General features: G+C 39.9%; 22 protein-coding genes, 1 pseudogene and 1 riboswitch. Of the genes and pseudogenes, 20 read left to right on the plus strand and 3 right to left on the minus strand.

Going from position 1 to position 25847, the window contains the following annotated elements; translation table 11 throughout:
• Positions 1-147 precede the first annotated feature (147 nt).
• A riboswitch (glycine riboswitch) is annotated at positions 148-251 on the plus strand.
• Between the two features lie 186 nt (positions 252-437).
• The 20 genes from glyA to AC1DVK_RS16375 all read left to right on the plus strand — a co-directional run bounded on the left by glyA (position 438) and on the right by AC1DVK_RS16375 (position 23960).
• On the plus strand, positions 438-1688 hold the full coding sequence (glyA, locus tag AC1DVK_RS16280; RefSeq protein WP_477626919.1) for a serine hydroxymethyltransferase: 1251 nt from the start codon (positions 438-440) through the stop codon (positions 1686-1688).
• A gap of 135 nt (positions 1689-1823) precedes the next feature.
• Positions 1824-2933 carry a glycine cleavage system aminomethyltransferase GcvT gene (gene gcvT / locus AC1DVK_RS16285; RefSeq protein WP_410861087.1) on the plus strand — a complete coding sequence of 370 codons (1110 nt, stop codon included), beginning with the start codon at positions 1824-1826 and terminating at the stop codon, positions 2931-2933.
• A gap of 157 nt (positions 2934-3090) precedes the next feature.
• The gene (gene gcvH / locus AC1DVK_RS16290; protein WP_061463194.1) at positions 3091-3486 is read left to right on the plus strand and encodes a glycine cleavage system protein GcvH; all 396 of its coding nucleotides are present in this window, start codon (positions 3091-3093) and stop codon (positions 3484-3486) included.
• Between the two features lies 1 nt (position 3487).
• The gene (gene gcvPA, locus AC1DVK_RS16295; RefSeq protein WP_477626920.1) at positions 3488-4840 is read left to right on the plus strand and encodes an aminomethyl-transferring glycine dehydrogenase subunit GcvPA; all 1353 of its coding nucleotides are present in this window, start codon (positions 3488-3490) and stop codon (positions 4838-4840) included.
• Positions 4833-6317 (plus strand): aminomethyl-transferring glycine dehydrogenase subunit GcvPB, encoded by a 1485-nt coding sequence (gene gcvPB, locus AC1DVK_RS16300; RefSeq protein ID WP_477626921.1) that lies wholly within the window; start codon positions 4833-4835, stop codon positions 6315-6317. Before gcvPA ends, gcvPB begins: the two co-directional genes overlap by 8 nt.
• A 210-nt stretch (positions 6318-6527) precedes the next feature.
• Entirely contained in the window at positions 6528-7406 is an 879-nt protein-coding gene (lipA, locus tag AC1DVK_RS16305) for a lipoyl synthase (RefSeq protein WP_061463197.1), read from the plus strand.
• A gap of 38 nt (positions 7407-7444) precedes the next feature.
• Positions 7445-7756 carry an iron-sulfur cluster biosynthesis family protein gene (locus tag AC1DVK_RS16310; protein WP_477626922.1) on the plus strand — a complete coding sequence of 104 codons (312 nt, stop codon included), beginning with the start codon at positions 7445-7447 and terminating at the stop codon, positions 7754-7756.
• Between the two features lie 108 nt (positions 7757-7864).
• Positions 7865-9262 (plus strand): dihydrolipoyl dehydrogenase, encoded by a 1398-nt coding sequence (lpdA, locus tag AC1DVK_RS16315; RefSeq protein ID WP_089362218.1) that lies wholly within the window; start codon positions 7865-7867, stop codon positions 9260-9262.
• Between the two features lie 321 nt (positions 9263-9583).
• Positions 9584-10453 (plus strand): formyltetrahydrofolate deformylase, encoded by an 870-nt coding sequence (gene purU / locus AC1DVK_RS16320; RefSeq protein ID WP_377384357.1) that lies wholly within the window; start codon positions 9584-9586, stop codon positions 10451-10453.
• 724 nt (positions 10454-11177) lie between these two features.
• A complete protein-coding gene (gene sdaAB / locus AC1DVK_RS16325; RefSeq protein ID WP_317777452.1) occupies positions 11178-11840 on the plus strand; it encodes an L-serine ammonia-lyase, iron-sulfur-dependent subunit beta in 663 nt (220 codons plus the stop codon).
• A gap of 34 nt (positions 11841-11874) precedes the next feature.
• Positions 11875-12750 (plus strand): L-serine ammonia-lyase, iron-sulfur-dependent, subunit alpha, encoded by an 876-nt coding sequence (gene sdaAA, locus AC1DVK_RS16330; protein ID WP_125160827.1) that lies wholly within the window; start codon positions 11875-11877, stop codon positions 12748-12750.
• 686 nt (positions 12751-13436) lie between these two features.
• On the plus strand, positions 13437-14429 hold the full coding sequence (locus AC1DVK_RS16335; RefSeq protein ID WP_317777454.1) for a thiamine pyrophosphate-dependent dehydrogenase E1 component subunit alpha: 993 nt from the start codon (positions 13437-13439) through the stop codon (positions 14427-14429).
• Positions 14430-14451: 22 nt separating this feature from the next.
• Complete coding sequence (locus tag AC1DVK_RS16340; protein ID WP_477626923.1) at positions 14452-15486, plus strand: alpha-ketoacid dehydrogenase subunit beta; 1035 nt, start codon at positions 14452-14454, stop codon at positions 15484-15486.
• A 79-nt stretch (positions 15487-15565) separates the two neighbouring features.
• Positions 15566-16756 carry a dihydrolipoamide acetyltransferase family protein gene (locus tag AC1DVK_RS16345; protein ID WP_477626924.1) on the plus strand — a complete coding sequence of 397 codons (1191 nt, stop codon included), beginning with the start codon at positions 15566-15568 and terminating at the stop codon, positions 16754-16756.
• Between the two features lie 17 nt (positions 16757-16773).
• Positions 16774-18156, plus strand: coding sequence for a dihydrolipoyl dehydrogenase (gene lpdA, locus AC1DVK_RS16350; RefSeq protein WP_477626925.1), 1383 nt, complete (start codon positions 16774-16776; stop codon positions 18154-18156).
• A gap of 31 nt (positions 18157-18187) precedes the next feature.
• Positions 18188-18964, plus strand: coding sequence for an acetoin reductase (locus AC1DVK_RS16355; protein ID WP_477626926.1), 777 nt, complete (start codon positions 18188-18190; stop codon positions 18962-18964).
• 222 nt (positions 18965-19186) lie between these two features.
• Complete coding sequence (locus AC1DVK_RS16360) at positions 19187-21073, plus strand: sigma-54-dependent Fis family transcriptional regulator (protein ID WP_477626927.1); 1887 nt, start codon at positions 19187-19189, stop codon at positions 21071-21073.
• Between the two features lie 257 nt (positions 21074-21330).
• Positions 21331-21483, plus strand: a complete 153-nt coding sequence (locus AC1DVK_RS16365; RefSeq protein ID WP_176431863.1) for a nitronate monooxygenase — start codon at positions 21331-21333, stop codon at positions 21481-21483.
• A gap of 1187 nt (positions 21484-22670) precedes the next feature.
• On the plus strand, positions 22671-22823 hold the full coding sequence (locus AC1DVK_RS16370; RefSeq protein WP_477626928.1) for a hypothetical protein: 153 nt from the start codon (positions 22671-22673) through the stop codon (positions 22821-22823).
• Between the two features lie 852 nt (positions 22824-23675).
• Positions 23676-23960, plus strand: coding sequence for a hypothetical protein (locus tag AC1DVK_RS16375; protein WP_477626929.1), 285 nt, complete (start codon positions 23676-23678; stop codon positions 23958-23960).
• 229 nt (positions 23961-24189) lie between these two features.
• Here AC1DVK_RS16375 and AC1DVK_RS16380 read toward each other — a convergent pair whose 3' ends face one another.
• The 3 genes and pseudogenes from AC1DVK_RS16380 to AC1DVK_RS16390 all read right to left on the minus strand — a co-directional run bounded on the left by AC1DVK_RS16380 (position 24190) and on the right by AC1DVK_RS16390 (position 25844).
• On the minus strand, positions 24190-24360 hold the full coding sequence (locus AC1DVK_RS16380; protein WP_477626930.1) for a hypothetical protein: 171 nt from the start codon (positions 24358-24360) through the stop codon (positions 24190-24192).
• A 118-nt stretch (positions 24361-24478) separates the two neighbouring features.
• Positions 24479-24665 (minus strand): annotated as a pseudogene (locus tag AC1DVK_RS16385) (AraC family transcriptional regulator); the annotation flags it as partial.
• 267 nt (positions 24666-24932) lie between these two features.
• The gene (locus tag AC1DVK_RS16390; protein ID WP_286140773.1) at positions 24933-25844 is read right to left on the minus strand and encodes a VanW family protein; all 912 of its coding nucleotides are present in this window, start codon (positions 25842-25844) and stop codon (positions 24933-24935) included.
• Between the last annotated feature and the right edge of the window lie 3 nt (positions 25845-25847).

Consider the following 25847-nt stretch of genomic DNA (forward strand, 5'->3'; position numbering starts at 1 on the left):
CATAATTATTATCAACAACTATTCTAAATGTATCAAATTGAATAAGCGGATGACAGTTGTGGGAGAGTGCAAAGCGACAAGCCACCGAAGGAGCAAGTTCCAAAAAGACCCTTGGAACAAATCTCTCAGGTAGATGGAACCACAAATGGACGCACCTCTGGAGAGCGCGTATAAACATTTACGCCACCAAAGGGGAAAGGCTCTATTAAAAATGGAGCTAAACTCTCAGGTAAAAGGACAGAGAAGGGTAGAGAACGCTACGACCCTTTTCTGTCCTTTTTTGCGTGCAAAAAAGGGTGTAAAGCATACTGTTATTAACAGTTTTCATAGAAAAGTAGGCCTGTAGCGGGAAAGAAACTTAATTGTCTAGTACCATATTGAAATTCAGAATTAAGTAAAAATTCAGAATTACCCGAAAACATTAGGAGGAAAATAAAATGAGTTTACAACAAAATGATTTTACCATTTTTGATGCGATTGAGAAGGAAGGACAACGTCAACATGAAACACTGGAATTGATTGCATCAGAAAACTTCGTTAGCCCTGATGTATTAGAGGCCATGGGAAGCGTGATGACAAATAAATATGCAGAAGGTTATCCAGGAAAGCGCTATTATGGCGGATGTGAATTTGTCGATGTGGCAGAACAAGCAGCTATTGAGCGCTTAACAAAGCTTTTCGGTGCCAAATATGCAAATGTTCAGCCTCACTCAGGTGCACAAGCCAATTTCGCAGTTTTTTTCGCACTGCTTCAGCCTGGTGATAAGGTGATGGGAATGAACCTTTCACATGGTGGCCACTTAACTCATGGAAGTCCAGTCAGCGTTTCAGGAAAATGGTTTGAAGTTGTGTCTTATGGAGTTAGAGAAGATACACAGCTAATTGATTATGATGAGTTGGAAGCTATTGCAAAGAAAGAAAAACCTAAATTGATTATTGCTGGGACAAGCGCTTATCCAAGAACGATTAATTTTGCACGATTTAGAGAAATTGCCGATCAAGTTGGTGCAAAACTTATGGTGGATATGGCTCATATAGCCGGGCTGGTAGCTACTGGTCTTCATCCATCCCCAATCCCATATGCAGATGTTGTTACAAGTACAACTCATAAAACATTAAGAGGACCACGCGGGGGGATCATTTTAACGAACGATGAAGTAATAATCAAAGCGATTAATAAATCCGTATTCCCGGGAATTCAAGGCGGTCCACTAATGCATATCATTGCAGCAAAAGCAGTTGCTTTCAACGAGGCTTTACAACCAAGCTTTAAGGATTATGCGAAACAAGTCATTGAAAATGCTACAACACTTGGCGAAACATTAAAAAATGAAGGTGCAGCCCTTGTTTCTGGCGGAACAGATAATCATATTGTCCTTTTGGATTTACGTCCGTGGAATTTAACAGGAAAAGAAGCAGAGAAGTTATTGGAAGACGCGGGCATTACCGTTAATAAAAATACGATTCCCTATGACCCAGAAAAGCCATTTGTTACTAGCGGTATCCGAATGGGGACAGCAGCTTTAACAACTCGAGGCATGAAGAAGGAAGAGATGGTGAAAATTGGCGAAGTGATTGCAACGGTTCTAAAAAGTAAAAGGAATAAAGCCGTTATTGAGAAAGCAAGAGTAACAACTAAAGAGATTTGCGGTGTTTATCCGTTATTTCAAGAGCCAACGACTGTGTGAGCAATTATGCCTTTACTGAAACCTGAGCAACAGCCATGGCAGCGAGATATGTCTTTTGGAATCATGGCAATGAAAGAAACCGGTAACAGGTGAAAGAACATCTATTTTACAAAAAATCATAATTGGGGGTAGATCATGGGTATTGAAACAGCATTAAAGCAAACACCGCTTTTTGAAGTATATAAAAAATACGGAGCAAAAGTTATAAATTTTGGTGGCTGGGCTCTGCCGGTTCAATTTACTAGCATTTTAGAAGAGCATGAAGCTGTTCGAACTGAAGCAGGACTTTTTGATGTTTCTCATATGGGAGAAGTACTTGTGGAAGGGAAAGATGCCGAGAGTTATATTAACTACCTTGTTACAAACGATGTAACAAAGCTTAGCATCAATCAAGCACAGTATACCGCAATGTGTTATCCAGACGGTGGAACCGTCGATGATTTATTAGTTTATAAATTAGGGAATGAAAAATATTTACTCGTCATTAATGCCGCAAATATTGAGAAAGATTACGAATGGATGAAGCAGCATGTAAAAGGAGAGATGGCACTCCAAAATATTTCGGAAGACATCGCTCAGCTTGCCATCCAAGGACCAAAGGCAGAAACCATTTTGCAAAAGTTAACGGAAATAGATTTATCAGAAATTGGTTCTTTTAAATTCGCCCAACATGTCAACATCTCGGGGATTACCGATGTACTTGTATCCCGTACAGGTTACACAGGAGAAAATGGATATGAACTTTATTTATCTGCAGACAAAGCGGAAGTACTTTGGGAAAAGATCTTAGAAGCAGGAGCCACGAATGGATTAAAACCATGCGGACTTGGTGCACGGGACACGCTTCGGCTGGAAGCACGTCTTGCACTCTATGGCCAGGAACTAAGTAACGATATCAGCCCGCTGGAAGCAGGAATCGGCTTTGTCGTAAAGACGAACAAAGAAAGTGACTTTATTGGAAAATCTGCTCTTACACAACAAAAAGAAACTGGATTAAAACGAAAATTAGTAGGGATTGAAGTAATAGGCCGGGGAATTCCGCGTCATGGTTACAAGATAATTTCTAAAGATGGAGAGGAAATAGGTATTGTGACATCAGGAACACAATCACCATCTTTGAAGAAAAGCTTAGGTCTTGCCTTGGTATCAGCCGATCAAGCTGAAGTAGGGACGCCGATACAAGTGGAAATCCGAAATAAACAGATTGAAGCCGTTATTGTTAATGCACCATTCTATAAAAGGTAAGCGGAAATATTTTAATAGAGTTATCGTGCAGTTTTCAGGAGTCGATTTCGGTTACCTTGCATGCAGCCTTGAAATCGGCTCCTAAGGGTAAAATCACCCAATCTATATTCTGAATTATGGCAATAGTGAAAAAACCAAAAGAAAAGGGGAAAATACAATGACGAAGGTAATATCAATTTTTAGATATAGCAAAGAACATGAGTGGGTACAACAATTAGAAGGAAATCGTGTACGTATTGGAATCACTGATTATGCACAAAAGGCGTTAGGTGATATCGTCTTTGTTGAAAACCCAGCGATTGATGATGAAGTAGCTGTAAATGAATCGATGGGAACGATCGAGTCGGTTAAAGCAGTTTCCGAACTTTACTCACCTGTTTCAGGTACGGTAGTTACTGTAAACGAAGAGTTAGAAGGCGCTCCAGAGACGATTAACGAGCATCCATTTGAAGCAGGGTGGTTAGTCGAAGTAGAAATGTCCAATCCAGAAGAGTTAGACTCGCTTCTAAACGAAGATGAGTATCAAGCATTTACTAATGAAGGAGAGGAATAATATGGCAGCCACTTATAGATACCTTCCTGATACTGAACAAGACCAAGACGAGATGCTCACATTTTTAAATATTTCTTCGATAGATGAGTTATTTGAAGATATTCCAGCTGAAATCAGATTGCAGGGTGAGCTAAACATCCCAAAGGCGGTTCCTGAACCTCTGCTTGTGAAAAGAATGAACCAGCTTGCTATCAAAAACAAAAATGCGAATCATTACCCGACTTTCCTAGGTGCGGGTACATATGATCATTACATTCCAAGTGTGGTAAACCATATGATTTCACGCTCCGAATTTTACACAGCCTATACACCTTACCAACCGGAAATCAGTCAAGGTGAATTACAAGCAATTTTTGAATTTCAAACGATGGTTTGTGAGTTGACAGGTATGGATGTGGCTAATTCTTCCATGTACGATGGTTTTACATCGCTTGCAGAAGCTGCATCACTTGCTGTTGCATCTACAAGACGTTCGAAAGTTCTTGTATCCAAAGCGGTACATCCTGAATCCAGGGCAATTTTACATACAGTAGCAGGAGGCCCGGGATATACAGCCGAGGAAGTAAACCTAGCTGATGAGGTTACAGATTTAGGGAAGCTGCAAGAACAAATAGATAAGGACACTGCTGCCGTAATTGTTCAATATCCGAATTTCTTCGGTTCTATTGAGGATATAAAAGCAATTAAGAAAATTGCGGAAGAACATGGTGCCCTTTTAATCGTAAGCGCCAATCCTCTTGCACTAGCACTCCTGCAGACTCCTGGGAAACTTGGGGCAGATATTGTAATCGGTGATATGCAGCCATTAGGAATCCCAATGTCCTTTGGCGGTCCGCACTGCGGCTATTTTGCGGTAAATAAAAAACTCATGCGCAAAATCCCAGGACGCATTGTAGGCCAAACAGCAGATGAAAAAGGACAGCGTGGATTTGTGTTAACACTTCAAGCACGTGAACAGCATATTCGCCGTGATAAATCCTTATCCAATATTTGTTCCAACCAGGCATTAAATGCTCTTGCCTCTTCTATTTGTATGACATCACTTGGTAAGCAAGGGATTCGTCAAATGGCACAGCTAAACATTGAGAAAGCTGATTACATGGCGAAAACTCTAGAGCAGAAGGGCTTTACCATAATCAATGAGGCTCCATTCTTCAATGAGTTTGTTGTCGAGCTTCCTCGTCCGGTAAAGGAAGTCAATGCAAAACTTCTTAAGGCGGGTATTATCGGTGGATTTGATTTAGAAAGTGATTACGGTTTTGAAAATAAAATGCTGCTAGCTGTGACTGAGCAGCGAACAAAAGAAGAAATTGACCAATTTGTTGATGCTTTGGAGGCGATTGTAAATGGTTGAATATAATGAGTTAATTTTTGAAATAAGTCGTCCAGGACGGGTAGGTTCAAGTATTCCGGATAGTGACGTTGACTATGTTGATATAAATGAAAAATTTCCAAAGCATTTAATTCGTGACGAACCGGCGGAACTGCCAGAAGTATCAGAGTTGCAGCTTGTCCGCCACTACACAGCGCTCTCAAATAAAAACCATGGAATCGATAATGGATTCTATCCACTGGGTTCTTGTACGATGAAGTACAATCCGAAAATAAATGAAGATGTGGCACGGTTGGAAGGCTTTAGCCGCATTCATCCATATCAGCCCGTTGAAACAGTACAAGGTGCATTAGAAGTTTTATATGAATTACAGGAAGAGCTAGCCGTCATTACAGGAATGGATGCTGTAACATTACAGCCATCCGCAGGGGCTCAAGGGGAATGGACAGGTTTAATGATGGTTAAGGCGTATCATGCTCAAAAAGGTGAAACCAGAACGAAAGTACTTGTTCCAGACTCAGCGCACGGTACAAATCCTGCAAGTGCAAGTGTTGCTGGTTTTCAAACGATCACGATTCCATCCGATAAAAATGGATTAGTTGACCTAGAAGAATTAAAGAAACATGTGGGATCTGATACAGCTGCGCTAATGTTGACGAATCCGAATACCCTTGGACTTTTTGAAAAAGAAATTGTGGAAATTGCTCAGGTTGTTCATGAAGCAGGGGGCCTATTATACTATGACGGAGCGAATGCCAATGCCATTTTAGGTAAAACAACACCAGGTCAAATGGGCTTTGACATCGTGCACTTAAATCTGCACAAAACATTTACTACGCCTCATGGAGGTGGCGGCCCAGGGGCAGGTCCTGTCGGTGTGAAAGAGAAACTTATTCCTTACTTGCCAGTGCCGCGCATAGAAAAAGAATGTGATAAATATGTGCTGAACGCTAATTATCCGCACTCTATCGGAAGGGTAAAAGGGTATTATGGAAACTTCGGAATTCTCTTGCGGGCGTATACGTATATTCGCACGATGGGTCCAGAAGGGCTGCGCCAAGTATCAGAAAGTGCCGTGCTTCATGCTAATTACCTTCGTAAAAGATTAGGGCCATACTTTGAATCGCCATATTCACAAATTTGCAAGCATGAATTTGTCCTATCCGGATCCAGGCAGAAAAAGCTGGGTGTAAGAACACTTGATATGGCAAAACGTCTGCTGGATTTCGGCTACCATCCGCCGACCATCTATTTCCCGTTAAATGTAGAGGAATGTCTGATGATTGAACCGACAGAAACAGAGTCGAAAGAAACACTCGATGCATTTGCGGATGTATTGATTCAAATTGCCAAAGAAGTAGAGGAAAACCCTGGGGTTGTTTTAGACGCACCACATACTACGGTGATTGGGCGATTGGATGAGGTCCAAGCAGCTAGACAACCAATCTTGCGTTATTCCAAAGAGGAAGTAGTGGAGGAAGCATCGGTAACGTCATAAATTAATAATTGAACATGGACCACCAAGGATGGATTATAAAGAAAAGAATCTCAATATTTCATTCTAGGTGGTTTCATAAGCGTGTTTAAAAAGGATATTGAGAACTAAAAAGACAGAGCAATGGAGAAACTCAATCGGTCTTTTTTTTAGCCCTATTGACCAACCTATTTAAAGCTAAAATTACATCTGCTCATAGGAGTGAGAACTAAAATGTCCATCACTGATCTTCGTAAACCAGAATGGCTTAAAATTAAATTAAATACGAATGAACAATATACAGGCTTAAAGAAAATGATGCGTGAAAAAAAACTTCATACTGTTTGTGAAGAAGCAAGATGTCCTAATATTCATGAATGCTGGGCGGTACGAAAAACGGCAACTTTCATGATCTTAGGAAGTGTATGTACGCGGGCTTGCAGATTCTGTGCAGTTCAAACAGGGCTACCATCAGAGCTTGATTGGGAAGAGCCCGAACGTGTCGCAGAATCAGTAAAGCAAATGAACTTAAAGCATGTGGTGATTACCGCCGTTGCTCGTGATGATTTAAAAGACGGCGGAGCAGAAGTATTTGCAGAAACTGTAAAGGCAGTGAGGCGGCAAAATCCATTTTGCAGCATTGAAGTTCTCCCCTCCGATCTGAATGGGGAATATGACAACTTAAAAACATTAATGGATGCAAGACCAGACATTTTGAATCACAACATTGAAACAGTAAAACGCTTATCCCAAAAAGTTCGTGCACGTGCAACATACGAACGTTCATTAGAGTTTTTAAGGCGGGCAAAGCAAATGAATTCCACTATCCCGACGAAATCAAGCATCATGATTGGTCTAGGAGAAACAAAAGAAGAAATTATGGAAACAATGGATGATCTTCGAGCTAACGATGTAGACATCATGACTATTGGTCAATATTTGCAGCCTACTAAACGACATTTAAAGGTCGAAAAATATTGGAGTCCAGAAGAGTTTGAAGAACTGAAAAACATTGCCATGTCAAAAGGGTTTAGTCATTGCGAAGCCGGTCCGCTTGTTCGCTCCTCCTATCATGCAGATGAACAAGTCCGTGCAACTAAGGTTAATGCGTAATCATTTTTCAATAAACCATTAAGAAAGGGGAGAATCAGATGATAGTCAAAATAAAAATAACAGAGGCAGCCATGAATAAACTGAAGGAAATGACATGTAAGGGTGCGCAAATTCCTCGCATTGACGCTGATATTGCCGGTGGCTGCGGGCTGTCGGTGAAGTTCTCCCTCTTATTGGATGAACCCCGCCGAAATGATGCAATTATTGAATATGAGGGACTTCAGCTTAGATTAGATCATTTTACAAAACGCTATTTAAATGAAGAAACACAAATTGATTATATAGAAGATAGTGGCTTTATTGTTGGAGAAAGCTTTGCATCCAGTGCATGTGCCATTGAAATAAATTAAAGAATCGTCACGGCTTATCTATTAATAGAATAGATCGTGTTTAATATGTTGTTTTTCTTACTCTATCCATATATTCATGGTTATGAAAACAAAAGGGGGATGTATTAGGTGAATCAAAAATATGACGTTGTTATCATCGGTGGCGGCACCGGTGGATATGTTGCGGCCATTCGTGCGTCTCAATTAGGATTAAAAACGGCGGTAGTTGAACAAGGAAAACTTGGTGGAACATGCCTTCATGCAGGTTGTATTCCAAGTAAAGCATTATTAAGAAGTGCAGAGGTATATTCAAATGCAAAAAATGCAGATAAATTTGGTGTTATTGCACCGGAAGTTGGACTGGACTTCTCAAAAGTACAGGCCAGAAAAGAAGAAATAACAGAACGCTTATTTAAAGGTGTTCAACATTTAATGAAAAAAGGGAAAATAGATGTGTTTGAAGGAAAAGGAAGTATTTTACAGTCAAAAGATGTTTTAGTGAGACTGATTAATGATGAACGGGAAACAATATTAAACCCTCGACATATTTTAATAGCTACAGGATCTCGTCCAAGGACATTACCCGGCCTAGAAGCAGATAGCGAATATGTAATGACATCGGATGAAGCGCTACAAATGAAAGAGCTCCCAAATTCCATCATTATTGTCGGCGGCGGTGTTATTGGAATAGAATGGGCTTCGATGCTTATTGACTTTGGATTAGAAGTGACTGTGATTGAGTATGCCGAGCGCATTTTACCGACAGAAGATAAAGATATTTCAAAGGAAGTACAGCGACTAATGAAGAAAAAAGGTGTGAAAATCGTAACAGGGGCAAAGGTACTTCCAGAATCGTTAGAAAAAGGTGACGGTGTCTCTATAAAGGCGGTATATAAAGGGAAAGACACGACATTTTCAGCAGAAAAATTATTAGTATCTGTCGGAAGATTAGCAAACATAGAAGGCATTCACCTTGAAAATACCAAAGTTGAAGTCGAGAGTGTTATTCAAACAAATGAGTATTATCAAACGAATGAGCCAAACATTTATGCAATTGGAGATGTGATCGGAGGATTACAGCTTGCCCATGTTGCTTCACATGAAGGGATCATCGCAATTGAACATATGGCAGGAGAAAACCCTGTGCCACTTGATCAAACTCTTGTTTCAAAATGCATATATAGTAACCCAGAAGTAGCTAGTGTAGGCTTAACAGAAGAGGATGCGAAGGAGAAAGGATATCAAGTAAAAACAGGAAAGTTCTCCTTCCGTGCGATTGGAAAGGCTCTTGTTTTTGGTGAATCAGATGGTTTTGTCAAACTCGTTGTTGAAGAAGAGTCTAGTAAGTTGTTAGGAGCGCATATGGTTGGGCCACATGTAACAGATATGATTTCAGAAGTTGGTCTTGCACGAGTATTAAATGCAACAGCTATGGATATTGCGCATACGATACACCCTCACCCTACATTAGCGGAAGCAATTGGGGAAGCTGCCCTAGCTGTATATGGTAAAGAAATACACTCATAGATATAAAAATATTAAAAGAAGAGTTGAATACTTCTTCCTTAAGGGGAGGCGAGCCATATGATAGGTGGGAGAAGTTCGATATTAAGTATCAAGTAGTTTCACTATGAAAACCGGAGATGTTAAATTACGGAAGCGGAAGCGTCTGTCAGTAAAAAAATTTTAAGGTCTATCGTCCCTCTCACCGTAGTTCAAGATTGCTAGAAATGAAAGTGTAGTAACGGTTTTGTTCGGACACCTATAGCGGTAGAGTTTAGCCACCCTTTCTGAATTCGAAAGTTTTTACATATTTTAATTACAAATCTAAAGGATGGTGAGAGACCATTGTATAAAGAAGTGAATGTTAACCGTGCTAAATTATTAATATCTTGTCCAGAGAAACCAGGTATTATCTCAGCTGTATCTAACCTTTTATTAGAAAGCAGAGCAAATGTTGTTCATTTTGACCAACATACGACGGATCCACAAGCAGGTATGTTTTTTATGAGGATCGAATTTGATTTAAACGACTTTGATGCTTCCTATGCAAAACTTGAAGAGGACTTACATGTGCTGGCCCAGGCCTATGCGATGGAATGGAACTTAAGCGGTAATAATAAAAGAAAACGAATGGCTATCTTTGTATCCAAAATGGATCACTGTCTTATGGAGCTTATATGGCGTTGGAAATCGAATGAACTTCCAGTGGAAATTCCGATGGTGATCAGTAATCATCCAGATTTTAAAAAAATAGTAGAAAGTTATGGCATCCCTTATTATCATATTCCTTTAGCTAATGAAACGAAGCAACAAGCAGAACAGAAAGCACTGGATCTATTGAAAGGGAAAGCAGACTTTATTGCCTTGGCTAGATATATGCAAATTCTTTCCCCTACATTTGTATCGGAGTTCCCAAATCAAATTATTAACATCCATCATTCTTTCTTACCGGCGTTTGTCGGTGCAAATCCTTATGCGAGGGCCTATAACCGTGGTGTTAAGTTAATTGGAGCAACTGCTCATTATGTTACGAATGATCTTGATGAAGGACCCATTATTCAGCAAGATGTAAAGCGGGTTAATCATAGACATACAATCGAAGAATTAAAGGTTACCGGAAGTCATGTGGAAAGACAGGTTCTTGCCCAAGCTGTTTCTTGGCATATTGAAGATAGAGTTATTATTCATGGTAATAAAACAATCGTGTTTGATTAAATACAATATTATGATGTTCAATGATAGGAGATAACTTTAATTTTTAAAGATAATTGAGGAATTTATTATTTTTCCAATATCTTTAAAGATTTTTCTCTACTAATCTATTAGAGCAGACAAAATACTCGTCCTTGGTAGTATTTTGTCATATCTCAACGGGACATCATTACTATTTTTACCTATTCCTATATTAATGCCCACATCTCAATCTCTATTATAATTAAAATCAATTCCATAAAAGTTTTGCCACGTTTACTTAAACGAAAAACAGCTTGATTCATTTTGTGCATTTGCTGATTGAGGCGATTCACTGCTAATTTCTAAGCATTATAAATATAAATAAGCATAGTAAAATCGACATGTATTTTACCTTTTTCGCCTGTTCGATAACTGAAATTATTATAGTTAAAAGAACTCTTTTTAAGCATTGACTTGCTCAAGGGAAGTTCTCGTCTTGTAGAGCTTTTTCCATACTTTTTGAACATGTAACCGGGACGGGCCACACCAATCGCAGGGTTGGAAGTTATGTGTGGCTTCCATTTTCCTGTAAAGGCAACGATCACATCTGGGCTATGTGCAGTTGTGGGAGCTGCGGTAGGTTTCCTTTGCTAATCGTGTTCAGAATTAAAATTAGGACCGTTTCACAAATAACGGCGAATTAGAACAAAAAGCGGCATAATGAAGGCGGTTAAACAAATCTTTCCCAGAAAAGGGGCATTACACGATGAAATATAGATCTGCATTCGATATAATCGGTCCCGTCATGATTGGACCTTCGAGCTCACATACAGCAGGAGCTGCCAGAATCGGCAGAGTAGCACGGACATTATTCGAAAAGCAACCGAAGAAAGCCATCATTTCTTTATATGGTTCTTTTGCAAAAACATACAGGGGACATGGTACGGATGTTGCTGTCGTAGGCGGAATTTTGGATTTCGATACGGATGATGAACGAATTCCCACTTCATTGACGATAGCGGAAGAAGCGGGTATGGAAGTTACCTTTATAATCGAGGATACGGTGATGGATCATCCTAATACAGTCAAAATCAGACTGTTCGACGAAAGTAAAGAATTAGAACTTGTTGGGATCTCGATAGGCGGCGGAACGATAGAAATAACAGAGTTGAATACGTTCAAGCTAAAATTGTCAGGTGAAAACCCAGCTATTTTAGTGGTACATAACGATGTTTATGGAATTATATCTTCCGTTTCAACGGTTTTAGCCAATCATGAAATTAATATTGGGCATATGGAAGTTTCACGAAAAGAAAAAGGTCAAATGGCTCTCATGGTGATTGAAGTCGATCAGAAAATCAAGAGCGATGTCATGAAGGAAATTGAAAGTTTGGAAAACGTGTCGCAAGTCATAAGGATGGTTGAATGATTAAAAGTGTGGGCACAGATATGGAGGTAAAAACATGTTCCGAAATGTAGCAGAGTTGGTTGAACTTGCTGAAAGTAAAAATGTAAAAATCGCGGAAATCATGATTTTACAAGAAATGGAGTTCTCAAGCCTGTCGAGAGAACAGGTCATTGAAAAGATGGACAGGAATTTGACAGTGATGGAGCAAGCGGTTGAGAGAGGTCTTAAAGGGGTGCAATCCGTTACAGGTCTAACCGGCGGGGACGCCGTTCTTTTGCAAAATTATATCAAAACAGGCAAGGCACTCGGGGGCAACTTGCTACTGGATGCCGTCAGTAAAGCGGTTGCGACGAACGAAGTCAATGCAGCAATGGGAGTGATATGTGCAACTCCAACTGCCGGTTCTGCTGGAGTGGTTCCCGGTACGTTATTTGCCGTGAAAGAAAAATTACACCCAACCCGAGCTGAGATGATTGATTTTCTTTTCACTTCCGCTGCCTTTGGATTCGTGGTTGCAAACAACGCTTCCATTTCTGGAGCGGCTGGTGGCTGCCAAGCAGAAGTGGGCTCGGCAAGTGGAATGGCGGCAGCTGCGATAGTTGAACTTGCCGGCGGTACACCGAGCCAAGCCGCGGAAGCGATGGCGATCACATTGAAAAATATGCTTGGACTGGTTTGTGATCCAGTTGCTGGATTGGTCGAAGTTCCTTGCGTGAAACGAAACGCAATGGGTGCTTCCAACGCGATAACGGCAGCTGATATGGCACTTGCAGGCATTACGAGCCGCATTCCATGTGACGAAGTGATCGACGCCATGTATAAAATAGGATTGACCATGCCAGTTGCACTTCGTGAAACGGCAGAGGGCGGCCTAGCTGCGACTCCGACTGGGCGTAGATTGGCAAAGGAAATTTTCGGTTCATATAAATAAACCTACACCTTAAGCTCAGTTATGAAATCCTTGTCCTCAAAAGTTCTCTGTATTGCAATACATTGGAGAAATAACAAAGTCACCTCTAGGTACAAAATTGAACCCTGTTCATGACTAACCAGGGATATAAGGTGAACCCTAGCTTCAGTTACGGAGCCTTCAGGTTTCAGAGGACTCGCATTGTAGGACTGAAACCCTTTGATTTTCAAACCTTGATGACGGAATCCGATCAAAATCGTATTACTTGGTGGATGAACTTTTTCTGGTTTTGGACACTGATTAAATTTGTCCCTTTTTTATCATATGCATGGCCTCAGACTACTCAATATAGAGGTTACTGTTTGAACCCCAACATAGAACTCACGCGCTTCTTAATAAAACGAAGATTTTGTTCCACTTTAACTAACTTGCCCCATAAGTAAGTACGAGCATCTAAGTAAATGGTGCATAAAGAGCTTGTTCCTTAAACAGACTGCTTCCACATTCAAACCATCTTTTCACTTCAGTGGTAAGTGAATCGGGATAATATATTTTTAAAAAACGAGACAAAACGAGACAACAATCTCATTTTGTCTCGTTTTGTTTCGACTGAAAATAGAAAAAGTCCTAATTTACCGAACTTCCATTTTGGCACACTATTTGCAATATAGATCATTGACTCATTATTAATGATTGGGGGCTGAAATATGGAAACGGTTCAAAAGAATGAAATGAAGTTATCACAAGACAAAGCTTATTGGATGTACAAAAAAATGCTGGAAATAAGAAAATTTGAAGACCAGGTTCATGAATCATTTGCAAAGGGGATTTTACCAGGGTTTGTCCATTTGTATGCCGGGGAAGAAGCGGTAGCTGTAGGAGTATGTGCACACCTATCCGATAAAGACAGCATTACAAGCACTCATAGGGGGCATGGCCACTGTATTGCAAAAGAATGCGACCTAAACGGGATGATGGCTGAAATCTATGGGAAAGTGACAGGGCTATGTAAAGGAAAAGGCGGTTCCATGCATATTGCCGATCTCGATAAGGGGATGTTAGGCGCGAACGGGATAGTCGGTGGAGGCTTTCCGCTCGCATGCGGTGCAGCATTGACGGCCAAATATAAAAAGACTGATCATGTTAGTGTTTGTTTTTTTGGTGATGGTGCCAATAATCATGGGACATTCCATGAAGGCATAAATCTGGCGGCAATCTGGAAGTTACCCGTTATATTCATCGCTGAAAATAATGGGTATGGGGAAGCAACGCCTTTCAACTATGCTTCCAGCTGTAAAACGATAGCCGATCGTGCGATTAGCTACAATATTCCAGGTGCCCGGGTGGATGGGAAAGATGTAATGGCTGTGTATAAGGCTGCTGAAGAAGCCGTTCAGAGAGCTCGCAGGGGAGAAGGACCCTCATTAATCGAATGCGTTACTTATCGTAATTATGGACACTTCGAGGGAGATGCACAGAAATATAAAAATGAACTAGACAAAAAGGAGCATAAACAAGAGAAAGATGCGATTGCCCTGTTTCGGAATTACTTACTGAATCAGAATTTGCTGGGGGAAAAAGAATTGGTTTCTCTTGAGAGTGCCGTTGAGGAATCTATTAAAGAGGCAGTAAAGTTCAGTGAAGAAAGCCCGTATCCAGAGGAATCCGATTTATTAAAAGATGTGTATGTATCCTATTAAACAAACAAAGGAGGAATTTTAGATGAGTAGAAAAATCAATATGTCACAAGCGATAAATGAAGCAATGGCCATTGCAATGAGAAAAGATGAAAATGTCATCCTTATGGGAGAGGATGTAGCGGGCGGTGCTGAAGTTGATCATCTGCAGGATGACGAAGCATGGGGTGGCGTTTTAGGTGTCACAAAGGGATTGGTTCAAGAGTTTGGCCGGGACAGGATCCTCGATACACCCATTGCAGAAGCAGGTTATATGGGAGCGGCAATGGCAGCCGCTTCAACAGGTTTACGACCGATTGCCGAGTTAATGTTCAACGATTTCATTGGCAGCTGTTTAGATGAAGTATTGAATCAAGGTGCTAAGTTCCGTTATATGTTTGGGGGGAAAGCACAAGTTCCTGTGACGATCCGTACGATGCATGGTGCAGGATTCAGGGCTGCAGCTCAGCATTCACAAAGCCTTTATGCATTGTTTACAAGCATTCCTGGATTAAAGGTGGTCGTTCCATCTTCCCCATATGATGCAAAAGGGCTCTTGCTATCAGCCATTGAAGATAATGATCCAGTCATCTTTTTTGAAGATAAAACGCTATATAACATGGTAGGAGAGGTCCCAGAAGGCTATTATACAATCCCGATCGGCAAAGCCGAAATTAAAAGGAATGGCTCGGATTTGACGGTCGTTGCCATCGGTAAACAAGTTCACACGGCAATGGAGGCTGCTGAAAAACTTGCAGCGAAAGGAATTGAAATTGAGATTGTAGATCCAAGGAGCTTGTCACCGCTGGATGAAGAATCGATCCTCTCCTCTGTGGCAAAAACAAATCGTTTGATCGTGATGGATGAAGCGAATCCTAGATGCAGCATGGCAACGGATATTGCCGCATTGGTTGCGGATAAGGGATTTGACACGCTCGATGCGCCAATAAAAAAGATTACAGCTCCACATACACCTGTACCTTTTTCTCCTCCGCTAGAAGATATTTACCTTCCAACATCGGAAAAAGTGATACAGGTCGTTTCGGAGTTATTGGGGGAGCCATCCATTCTTGGGGTGTAGTATGATGCTCCAGCTTTTTAAGCCGGAGCAAGCAAACCAATAATGGATACAGAAACCAATCTGAAGGGAGAAAAAAGATATGGCGGTCGAAGTGGTAATGCCAAAATTGGGCATGGCAATGAAAGAAGGCACTGTTTCGTTATGGAGTAAGGAGGTTGGGGATTCGGTCGAAAAAGGTGAAGCAATAGCCAGCATCAATTCGGAGAAAATAGAAATGGATATCGAATCTCCAACGGAAGGTAYCATTCTGAACATAGCTGTTCAAGAAGGACAAGGTGTACCCCCAGGAACCGTTATCTGTCACATTGGAAATCCGAACGAAAAAATTATGATCAAAGAACCTGTTGCTGAAAAAATCGATTTGGAAATTGATGAACAAGAAAAGCCGAAAACCAAAGAGTCACCCATTTTGCCACAGGGGGACCGATTATTGATCACCCCAATTGCACGAAAAATGGCACAGGCAGCCAATCTTGATATTGAGAAGATACAAGGTACAGGACCAGGCGGAAGAATCACTAAAGATGATGTACAGAAAGAAATGGAGAAAAGTGATTCCAAGTCAGTAAATTCTTTAGAAAGTCCACAGCAAATTCCAGTGTCAGGAATGAGGAAAATCATTGCCAAGCGTATGAAGGAGAGCTTGCAAAACAGTGCCCAATTAACTCTCACGATGAAGGTTGATGTCACCGATTTAGTCATACTGCAAAAACAAGCCAATGAAATCCTACAAAGACATGAATCAACTAAACTGACGATAACGGACTTTGTTGCCAAAACTGTCGTACTTGCACTAAAAGAGCATCCTAAAATGAATAGTGCTTATATTGAAGATAATATCCATTTGTATGAGCATATACATCTTGGATTAGCAGTGGCCTTGGAGAAGGGGCTTGTTGTTCCGGTCATAAGAAACGCCGAAAGTTGTACCATAAGACATTTATCGAAAAAGGGTAAGGAACTGGCTAGGCGTGCACGTGACGGTCAATTGCCTAGTGAAGACATGCAAGGGTCAACTTTTACCATCAGTAACCTGGGGGCATACGGAGTTGAGCACTTTACACCGATTCTGAATACACCGGAAACAGGGATACTTGGGATTGGATCTGCTTACGATACCCCGCTTTATATTGGCGATGAATTGGAAAGAAGAACAATCTTGCCACTCAGTTTAACTTTTGATCACGGTGTACTCGACGGGGCACCTGCTTCTGCCTTTTTACAAACACTAAAAAGGTATTTAGAAGAGCCGATCACCGTGATTTTATAGAAATGGAGGGAAAGCGCTTGAATCGTATAGCCATTATAGGCGGAGGTCCGGCTGGGTATGTAGCGGCAATCACTGCTGCCCAGCAGGATAAGGAGGTCATATTGGTAGTCGACGGGCCATTAGGTGGAACCTGTTTAAACGAAGGGTGCATGCCAACGAAGTCACTATTGGAAAGTGCCGATACGTATGAATTGGTGAAAAATGCTGGCCAAATGGGAATTCGGCTCTCCCCCAATTCGATTGAAGTCGATTGGGAAACCGTTCAGAAACGTAAAAAAGATGTCGTATCTAAACTGGTGAATGGCATTCAATATTTAATGAAAAAGAATAAAATAAAAGTCATTCAGGGAAGAGCGTCAATCCTTTCGAGCCATCGACTGAGGATCGAGAACGGAAATAAGAATGAAGAGATTGAAGCTAGTAAGGTCATCATTTCAACTGGGTCTGAACCGATTCCATTACCTTTTGCGCCGTTTGATGGAGAATGGATCATCCACAGTGGTCAAGCCATGTCACTTCCTGCTATTCCCGCTTCGTTACTAATTATCGGAGGCGGAGTCATCGGATGTGAATTTGCCAGTATTTATAGTAGGATGGGCACCAAGGTAACCGTTATCGAGATGGGGGAAAAGCTGCTTCCAGAGGAAGATGATGATATCTCGAGCATCTTGCATAAAGAATTGAAAAGCCAAGGCGTGACAGTCCATACCTCCACATCTGTAAAAAATATCAATTCAACTAGTAAGACGGTGTTTTTGGAGAAAAGCAATGGGGAATTGGAAGATTTTCATGCTGATTACGTACTCGTATCAATAGGGAGAAAACCAAGAGTGCACGGGATGAACCTAGAGGGAAACGGTATTGATTTTTCCCGAATTGGCATCTCGGTGAATGATCGAATGCAAACAAGCAATCCATCAATTTATGCCTGTGGTGATGTGATCGGGGGCATACAACTTGCCCATGTTGCTTTTCATGAAGGGCGGGTGGCGGCTCTGAACGCCTGTGGTCAATTTACACAAGTTAATTACCGGGCAATCCCTCGCTGCATTTACACCTCCCCGGAGATTGCCAGTGTAGGCTTGACGGAAAGAGAAGCGCGTAAAAAATATGGAGGGATTAATGTTGGGGAGTTTGCTTTTTCAGCAAATGGGAAAGCCGCCATTTCCAATAAACCGGCAGGAAAGGTCAAAGTCCTTGTAAACCCGCAATATAATGAGATTTTAGGCTTTACCATCGTTGGTCAACATGCAACGGAATTGATCGGTCAAGGAACAATCATGCTGCATGCGGAAATAACGGCAGAAATGATGGAAGATTTAGTGGCGGCGCATCCAACCTTGTCGGAATCCATCCATGAAGCTCTTTTAAATGTTGTAGGTCAAGCAGTACATTCTTAAAACTATTCATGTAACATAAGGGGGATTTTGTATGGCTAGCAGTCATCGGACGGCGGTAGTCACTGGTGCAGGACGTGGTATCGGACGTGCAATTGCTTTAAGATTAGCTCAAGATGGATTGAATGTGGTGATTAACGACGTCAATCTGGAAACGGCAAAATCGGTCGTAAATGAGATTAGGGAACTTGGACGTGAAAGCCTTGCCATTAAAGCAGATGTAAGCAATAGACGGGAAGTATTCGAAATGGTTGATCAAGTGGTGGAACGTTTTGGACAACTGGATGTAATGGTTTCAAATGCAGGAATTGCTCAAATAAAGCCGTTATTGGAAGTAACTCAAGAAGACCTTGAACAGATTTTCAAGATAAATGTCAATGGTGTCCTTTATTGCCTGCAAGCCGCTGCTGAACAAATGAAAAAGCAAGAAGGCGGGAAAATTATTAGTGCTGCCAGCATTGCCAGTTTTAAAGGCTTTAGCTTGCTTGGTACATACTCAGCCACAAAATTTGCCGTGAGAGGCCTTACACAAGCGGCAGCACAGGAATTGGCCCAGTTTGGCATCACGGTGAATGCATACTGTCCAGGAATTGTCGGGACGCAAATGTGGGATTTAATCGATGAAAAAATGGGGCATTATATGAATCTTGAAAAAGGGGAAACATTCAAAAAGTTTACTGATTCCATAACCTTAGGACGCTCCGAAACCCCAGAAGATGTTGCCAAGTTCGTATCATATCTTGCTTCACCTGATTCTGATTATATGACAGGTCAATCCATCATGATTGATGGGGGTGTCCTTTTTTCATAAGCTAGCAAATATAAGGATCGATAGAGAAGCTTCATGTGAATAATCACATGAAGCTTTTTTAGTAAACTCAATCAATATATTGTAAGCGGATACATAATCTACTATAATTAAATGGACCTCGATTAACATCCTTATTTATAACTCCATGGTATTTTTCCGCTAGATTTACTAAGTGTATTTTCATTTTTGAAGGTTCAAACCAAATGATTAGAGGAGGATTATATGCTGTCCACTAGTTGTTATCTACGTACATGGGAACGCTTTATCAGTGAAGGTGTTCTAGATTCAAATCGTCTGAACAAGCGAATAATGGAATCTTGGCATCGTTGCAAAAAAGATCAAGTCAACCCGTACCTTAATAAAGGCAAGCACATATTGACAAGTGAATTATTGGACATTCAAAAGGAAAAAAACTCATTCCTATTAGAATTGGCATCACCCCAATTATCAAGGATGAATCAATCTATAAAAGAATCGGGAATGATGGCTTTATTAGTCGATCCCGATGGATATGTCCTATCACTTTCCGGAAACGAGAAAATCCTCAATGAGGCAGGTAAAATAAATTTTGTGGAGGGTGTACGCTGGACGGAGGGTGAGGTCGGAACGAACGCAATTGGAACAGCTTTGAAAACGGGTGAAGCCGTCATGATCCAAGGTACTGAACACTATTCCATTGCTTCGCATAAATGGAGTTGCTCTGCTATGCCCATTTTAAATGAAGACGGGAAGATATTAGGCGTTTTGGATATATCGTGTCCAGTAGAATATTCCCATCCTTCCATGCTGGGGATGGTAGCCAATTTAGCGTATACGATCGAACAGGAAATGGGAGTGCGTTCCTATAAAAAGGAGCTGGAACTGATCAAGCACTCGATAGAACTTGCAGAAACCTATCCAGATCGTTTCTTTATCGTTTGTAATCATAAAGAAATGATCGTATCCGCCAGCAAACTGGTTCGCAAAAAAATCCCTCAATCCATCGGCATGGCATTGGCCGATCTATTAAATCATGGCTATCGAATCGTTAAGGAAAACCTGCTTCTATCTAAAGAAGATAATAGGATTTCCGGTAAGTGTTTATTCTTATCTGAAAATCATGGTCATAAAACCAATAGGCTTTTTCCTGCTTCAATGCCATCTGAAGTGTTTGACTTCAAGGGAGAAAGCGGGATTAGCGAATCCTTTCAAAACACATTGCAGAAAATGAAGCTTGTTGCACCGACAGAAGCTAATGTGTGCATATTTGGTGAAACTGGGGTCGGAAAAGAGCTTATTGCCATGGCTATCCATGAAAATGGCTCTCGAAAAAATGGACCGTTCATCACTATAAATTGCGGAGCCATCCCTAAAGATTTAATGGAGAGTGAACTATTCGGTTATGTTGATGGTGCATTTACAGGGGCTAAACGGCAAGGGCACAAAGGGAAGTTCGAGCAGGCGAACGGAGGGACCATTTTTCTTGATGAAATTGGGGAAATCCCACTAGCTATGCAAGTTGCCTTACTGCGTTTACTTCAGGAAAGAAAAATCGTTCCGATCGGTGGTACCAAAAGCATACCATTGGATATTCGCATTATCACTGCAACACACCGTAATCTTGAAGAGCTTGTCAATGATGGGTCCTTTCGTCAAGATTTATATTATCGATTGAACGTTTACCCCATTCATGTCCCCTCCTTAAGGGAAAGAATCGAAGACATTCCTTATCTAGTCAACTACTTGTGTTTAAAGAATGATTGGCATATTCCATTAACGGAAGAGTTATTGAAGCGATTAAAGGATTACAATTGGCCAGGCAATATAAGGGAGCTACAAAATGTACTCCAGCGATTGACCATCTTACTCGCGGAAGGACCTCTGGATTATATTCAAGTGTTGAATTCCATGCATTCACTGCCCATTGCCCGGCATGATGATATCCCTTCATTGAAGGAAGGCGGTAAAAAATGCATCAAGGGGAATGAACTGACGATCCGTGAAAAAATCCAACGGGATCTAATGTTAGAGGCATTACAAAGATCAAGAGGAAATGTCACCGCTGCAGCAAAGTTTATGGATATACCAAGAAGTACATTTTACAAGCGGCTCCATAAGTATGGTTTATAGACAGGGCAATGTACATTATGTAAGAAAGGATTAAGTAAATCCGTGAAAATTGAAAGGGGTCAATTAAACGAGAATGACTGAATTATTCTTTAATATTTTAATAGATGAAGATTTGAAAATTATCGAAACGGTTGAAGAAGTCAAGAGAGTTTAATGCCCAAACTCAATGAGCACGGCTTTACCTTGATACATAAGAGTGTCAAAAAAAGCAATGCCGGCAGAGAAGTTGGGGGTCGTTTCCAGTATTATTGTCGGGAATGAAACAGATGGACACCCTGTCATGCTCCCTTGAGCCATTGACACCTGTAATAGCAGGCGGGGGATTTTCGAATGGCAGAGGCCTTATTAGTGCCTTATCACTCGGGGCTGAAGGTATTGTCATGGGAGGAACTCGCTTTATGGCAACGTGAAGAACTGGATGGTACCAGTCAATGAAATGGATACGGTTGTCATTCAACGGAACATAGGCAGTCCTTAGCGTATAGCATTAAATACCGTCAGTAAAGTAGAGGACAAACTTGAAAGTGGGACTGATAAAAAAAGGAATGGCCGTCAAAGAATTTTTAAAACAAATCGTCCAAGAAGCAACAATCTCGTTTGAATTCATCCAAAGCCGGATCAAATCCATTTGAACATGAATTTCCCATATTTCAAAATGGAACATGAGATGACAAGTGATTCCATGTTCCATTTTTTTCTGATGTAGATTGTTCTTAGGCTTCTAACGACATACAGCTACGTAATTGATGTAATGAATGTGAAGGATCTACCAACAATCTTCACTACCTTAATGTAAAACATAACATTTATATGGAGACTCCTAAAAAGCATTAAATGTCGTGCAAATTCAATTTAAAAGCTTCTCAGTAACTTTACTGGTCCATAAATAAAAGGGAATATATTATGCCAATAACCTTGCTATTTACTTAAATAAGGAGGTCCTAGTTATGTAACTGAGCTAGCTATGTATTAATCCGATGTATGCAAGCAAATATCTAGGCAAGTAAAGACCAATTGTAATATATAATCACTCACTTAAAAATAAATGGTGCACAGTTTAAAATAGCTGCCAATTATCATTTTGCCAAGATAAATGTGCTAGAACTTGTTAAGTTAATGGATCAAGACTGTCATATTAATCTTACTATGCTCTTTAAGCTGCTGAACTTTATCCTAAATAAAAAAATGAAATTAATCGTAACGGAAATACACGATATAAATTCCATTTGAGTAAGTATGGAATTAAAGCTGTATGTAATCTTATTAATAACAGAACGGATTCGATATTTAATGGCTAATTCTTATATTTTAACGACTGGAGGGAATCATGTGGCTATAGACGACCTTATGATTATTTTTGGTAGGAAAGCGGTACATTGGAGAGATTTGTCGTAAAATTAAATTATATTTGTATAATTTAATCAGAATGTAACCCCGTGATTTTTCTCATTTCTCCATTATATTTATATATCAATATAATAAAACGAGGAGCGGCAGGATGGTTATATAGGAAATGTACCGTTTGCATAGAATATGTAGATATTGAATCGTATTTCTCGGCTTAAAAAAGGGTCTATGAAAGAAAAGGATAAGCAAAATGAAGGAAAAGATTGGTTGGACACTAGCTATAGCTGCGCTTTTGATAGGTGGGGGAATAATTTATAATTTCATTAATTTATCACTATACGAAACTACAGAAGGTTTATATGAGTTCCCTGTACTGGAAAATGAACACGGGAAAAATTTATGAGTGGTCAAGGTCGTCGGAAAAAAACGGCATACCATATGGTTATGAATAAGTCCTTAAAGCGAATGGATTGAAAAAGGGAGAAAGAGAAGGCGTTTCCGTTTTCTACACAAAGGGACAGCATAAAATAGATGTAATTTCTATAACGAAGCATTTAGATATCCAGAGAGTGAATTGACTTGTATGTATTAAATAATTCTTCGCGAAAAAATTACATTATAATATATCAATTAACAGAAAATTATAAGGAACAACTAAAAAATAGCCAATTAAAAGACATTGAATATAATTAATTTAATTCATTATAAACCGTCAATTTTTAATAAAGATTAAAAATCTTTTTAAATTAGATAAGATAACGACAGTCATTTAAATTTTTTTGCTAAATTTAATTCGTAATTAGAATAAGATGAAATTTGTTTCGTCTCACTAAGTTAAGTATTCTTAAGATATGAGATACAAATAATAATTAAAATACAACTTCCTATAATATATATTATGTAAACTAGAAACAAACATAAAAGTACCAAGTGGTCACAGCTTCAAGTTCCCATAAGATTCATTCCTGTCCCCTAACTTGGTTCAAGTTGACTATAATATTCAATGCTACTTCTAATAACACTCGGGGATCTTTCTATAAGTCGGCTAGGTCTCATAATTAATGGTTTCGAACATACTTCCTTGGGTTGGACTGAATAATTCCCAGTAGGTCTGATAATTTTGAATTACGTTCAAGCTTCGGATGATTATCTCATGTACTTAGAAGTTGAGAAAAATTACTCCTTGAACACATTAACTAGTTGCGCATTCGATTTGAAGCTCTAAGGTGAGTTTTTAACTGCTAACAACCGATCATTGGACTTAGATGATCTCACATCGTCCAGTGTGCGGCGTTTTGTGCAAGATCAGGTCATTAATCATGGTATTAAGCCAAGAACGCTACAACGCCGCATTTCGTGCTTAAAATCATTTAGTGAATATTGTTTAAAAGAAAATTACATGAAGTCTGACTTCACAGCAGGTATTCAAGTACCTAAAGCAGATAAGAAATTACCTAAATATATGACCTTACAGGAGCTTCACAAATTATTTACCTATCTAGAACATGATTCGCGACCGCAAGAATTAGGAAGGAATTAATGTTTAAACTACACGCAACAACAGGAATGAGACGTCAGGAATTAGTGGATTTAATATTTAATATTTAATATGGGAGCAAGTTAATTTAGAAAATCAAAGGGAGCCTCCTCCCCCTTCATCCTATTGTCTTACCGTTATTTCAAGATTATCAAGAAACCCTTTTGGAGCAGCAAAAACATTACAGTGAACCGATCTTTTCAAAAGGCTGTTTTCACATACTTAGTTCTATTTACCAGGTAGTGAGTTGTGGTGATTTCCCCTCCAGATGCTCGCTTTCCGCGGGGCGGGCGGTGAGCCTCCTCGGCGTAAACGCCTGTGGGGTCTCACCTGTCCCGCTGCACCCGCAGGAGTCTCGCACTTCCGCTCCAATCAGCCTTAAATAGTTTCGTTTTAAAAACAACAATGTTTACGAAAAGAACCTTTCAAAAAAATAAGCCTTTAAATCTTCGTGGATTGCAAATTATTTAAGGAGATTCTAGAACGTGCTGGCTTACCCGCTTACCGGTTTTCTCTTCATCATTAAGGCGTACTTTTCTAGAAACATTCATTCTAAACCATTCCCCGGTCTTGTTAAAGGCTCTGATATCTGCTTCTTGCGAAGAATAATCGTTATCAAAGGCAACGTCAATTATCTTCCTGTTATTTGCTAATCTTCCGTGGATACAATCTTCTAAGAAGAATATAGCGCCTAATACTTATAGAGGTATCAATTTCTTTCTTTTGATATTTCTTGTGATATATAAAATTAAACATACACTACACTGCCACGATAGTTGCGTTGCATTAAGAAAAAGCTGTTTCCCCCTTATCCCTTAAAAAGCCCTTGATTCCATAAGCAAAGGCTGTTTTTTTACGAGTTTCTTCTATGCTACTCACTATTATGTAAACAAATTCGTGAAAATTGTTTACATAATAAGGACTTTAAATATAGGGAATTTTATAAAAAAGTAACCCGTTCGTAAAAGTGTATTTTTACGAACGGTAAATTTGTTCTTTTGATAGTTGATTTGAAGCTGCGGGAACTTTTCGTGTCTTATAATTAATCATTTCTGAAGAGTAAATCATGATACTTACCATTCCTCCTTGCGTTGTAGCTTGGATTAGAATAGGTTGATTGTACTTGTTTTTAAAACTAAAATCAGGACCATACCAGCTTACTGTAGCATCGCGGCCAGATGGAACATACGGAACGCTCCTAGTATGGGAATAGCGTTGAGTTGTTTGCAACCCTGCATTGTCGATAGCATTAAATAGGGTGGATGACACCTGACAGATCCCTCCACCAATCCCTTCAGAAAACTCTCCTTTAACGATAACTCGAGCGAGCAAATATCCTTTATCTTCTGATCTCTTGCCAACGGCTTGGTTAAAAGAAAACACCTCTCCTGGAAACACGACATAATTATTAATGGCTTCTGTAGCAAGTGAGATATTATTTGAACGATTTTTGTTGTTCACATTAAAATAGGTTCTATATTCACCTATCTTTTTTTCACGAATCTCCGCAAGTAATTCGCTGTCAACTTTTGGATGAATAGCAAGCAAAGGTACTTCTAGTTTATATGCTCTACTTCTGTACAAAAAGGAATAAAATTGCTCATTAAATGCTTGATGGTATAGCTTATAACCTACCCGCCCAGGAAGAATATTACCTTGTTTGTCTATTGTGGCATTTACAGGTTTTTGGTACACTTGTTGGTCTATTTTTTTGACAAATTGATTGTATTTATCCACGTCCATTATAGGAACATCTAGTAAGGGCATAGTAATATCAGAATGGTTGACACTGGCAATCGTTCGTCCTTCATGGGTTACCGATAAGCTTTCAGAAATATTCACTTGTTGAACGAATAGTAAAATTCCGGCAATCCATGTTAATCTCAATTG

This window comes from Peribacillus sp. P4_B1 (assembly GCF_056402395.1).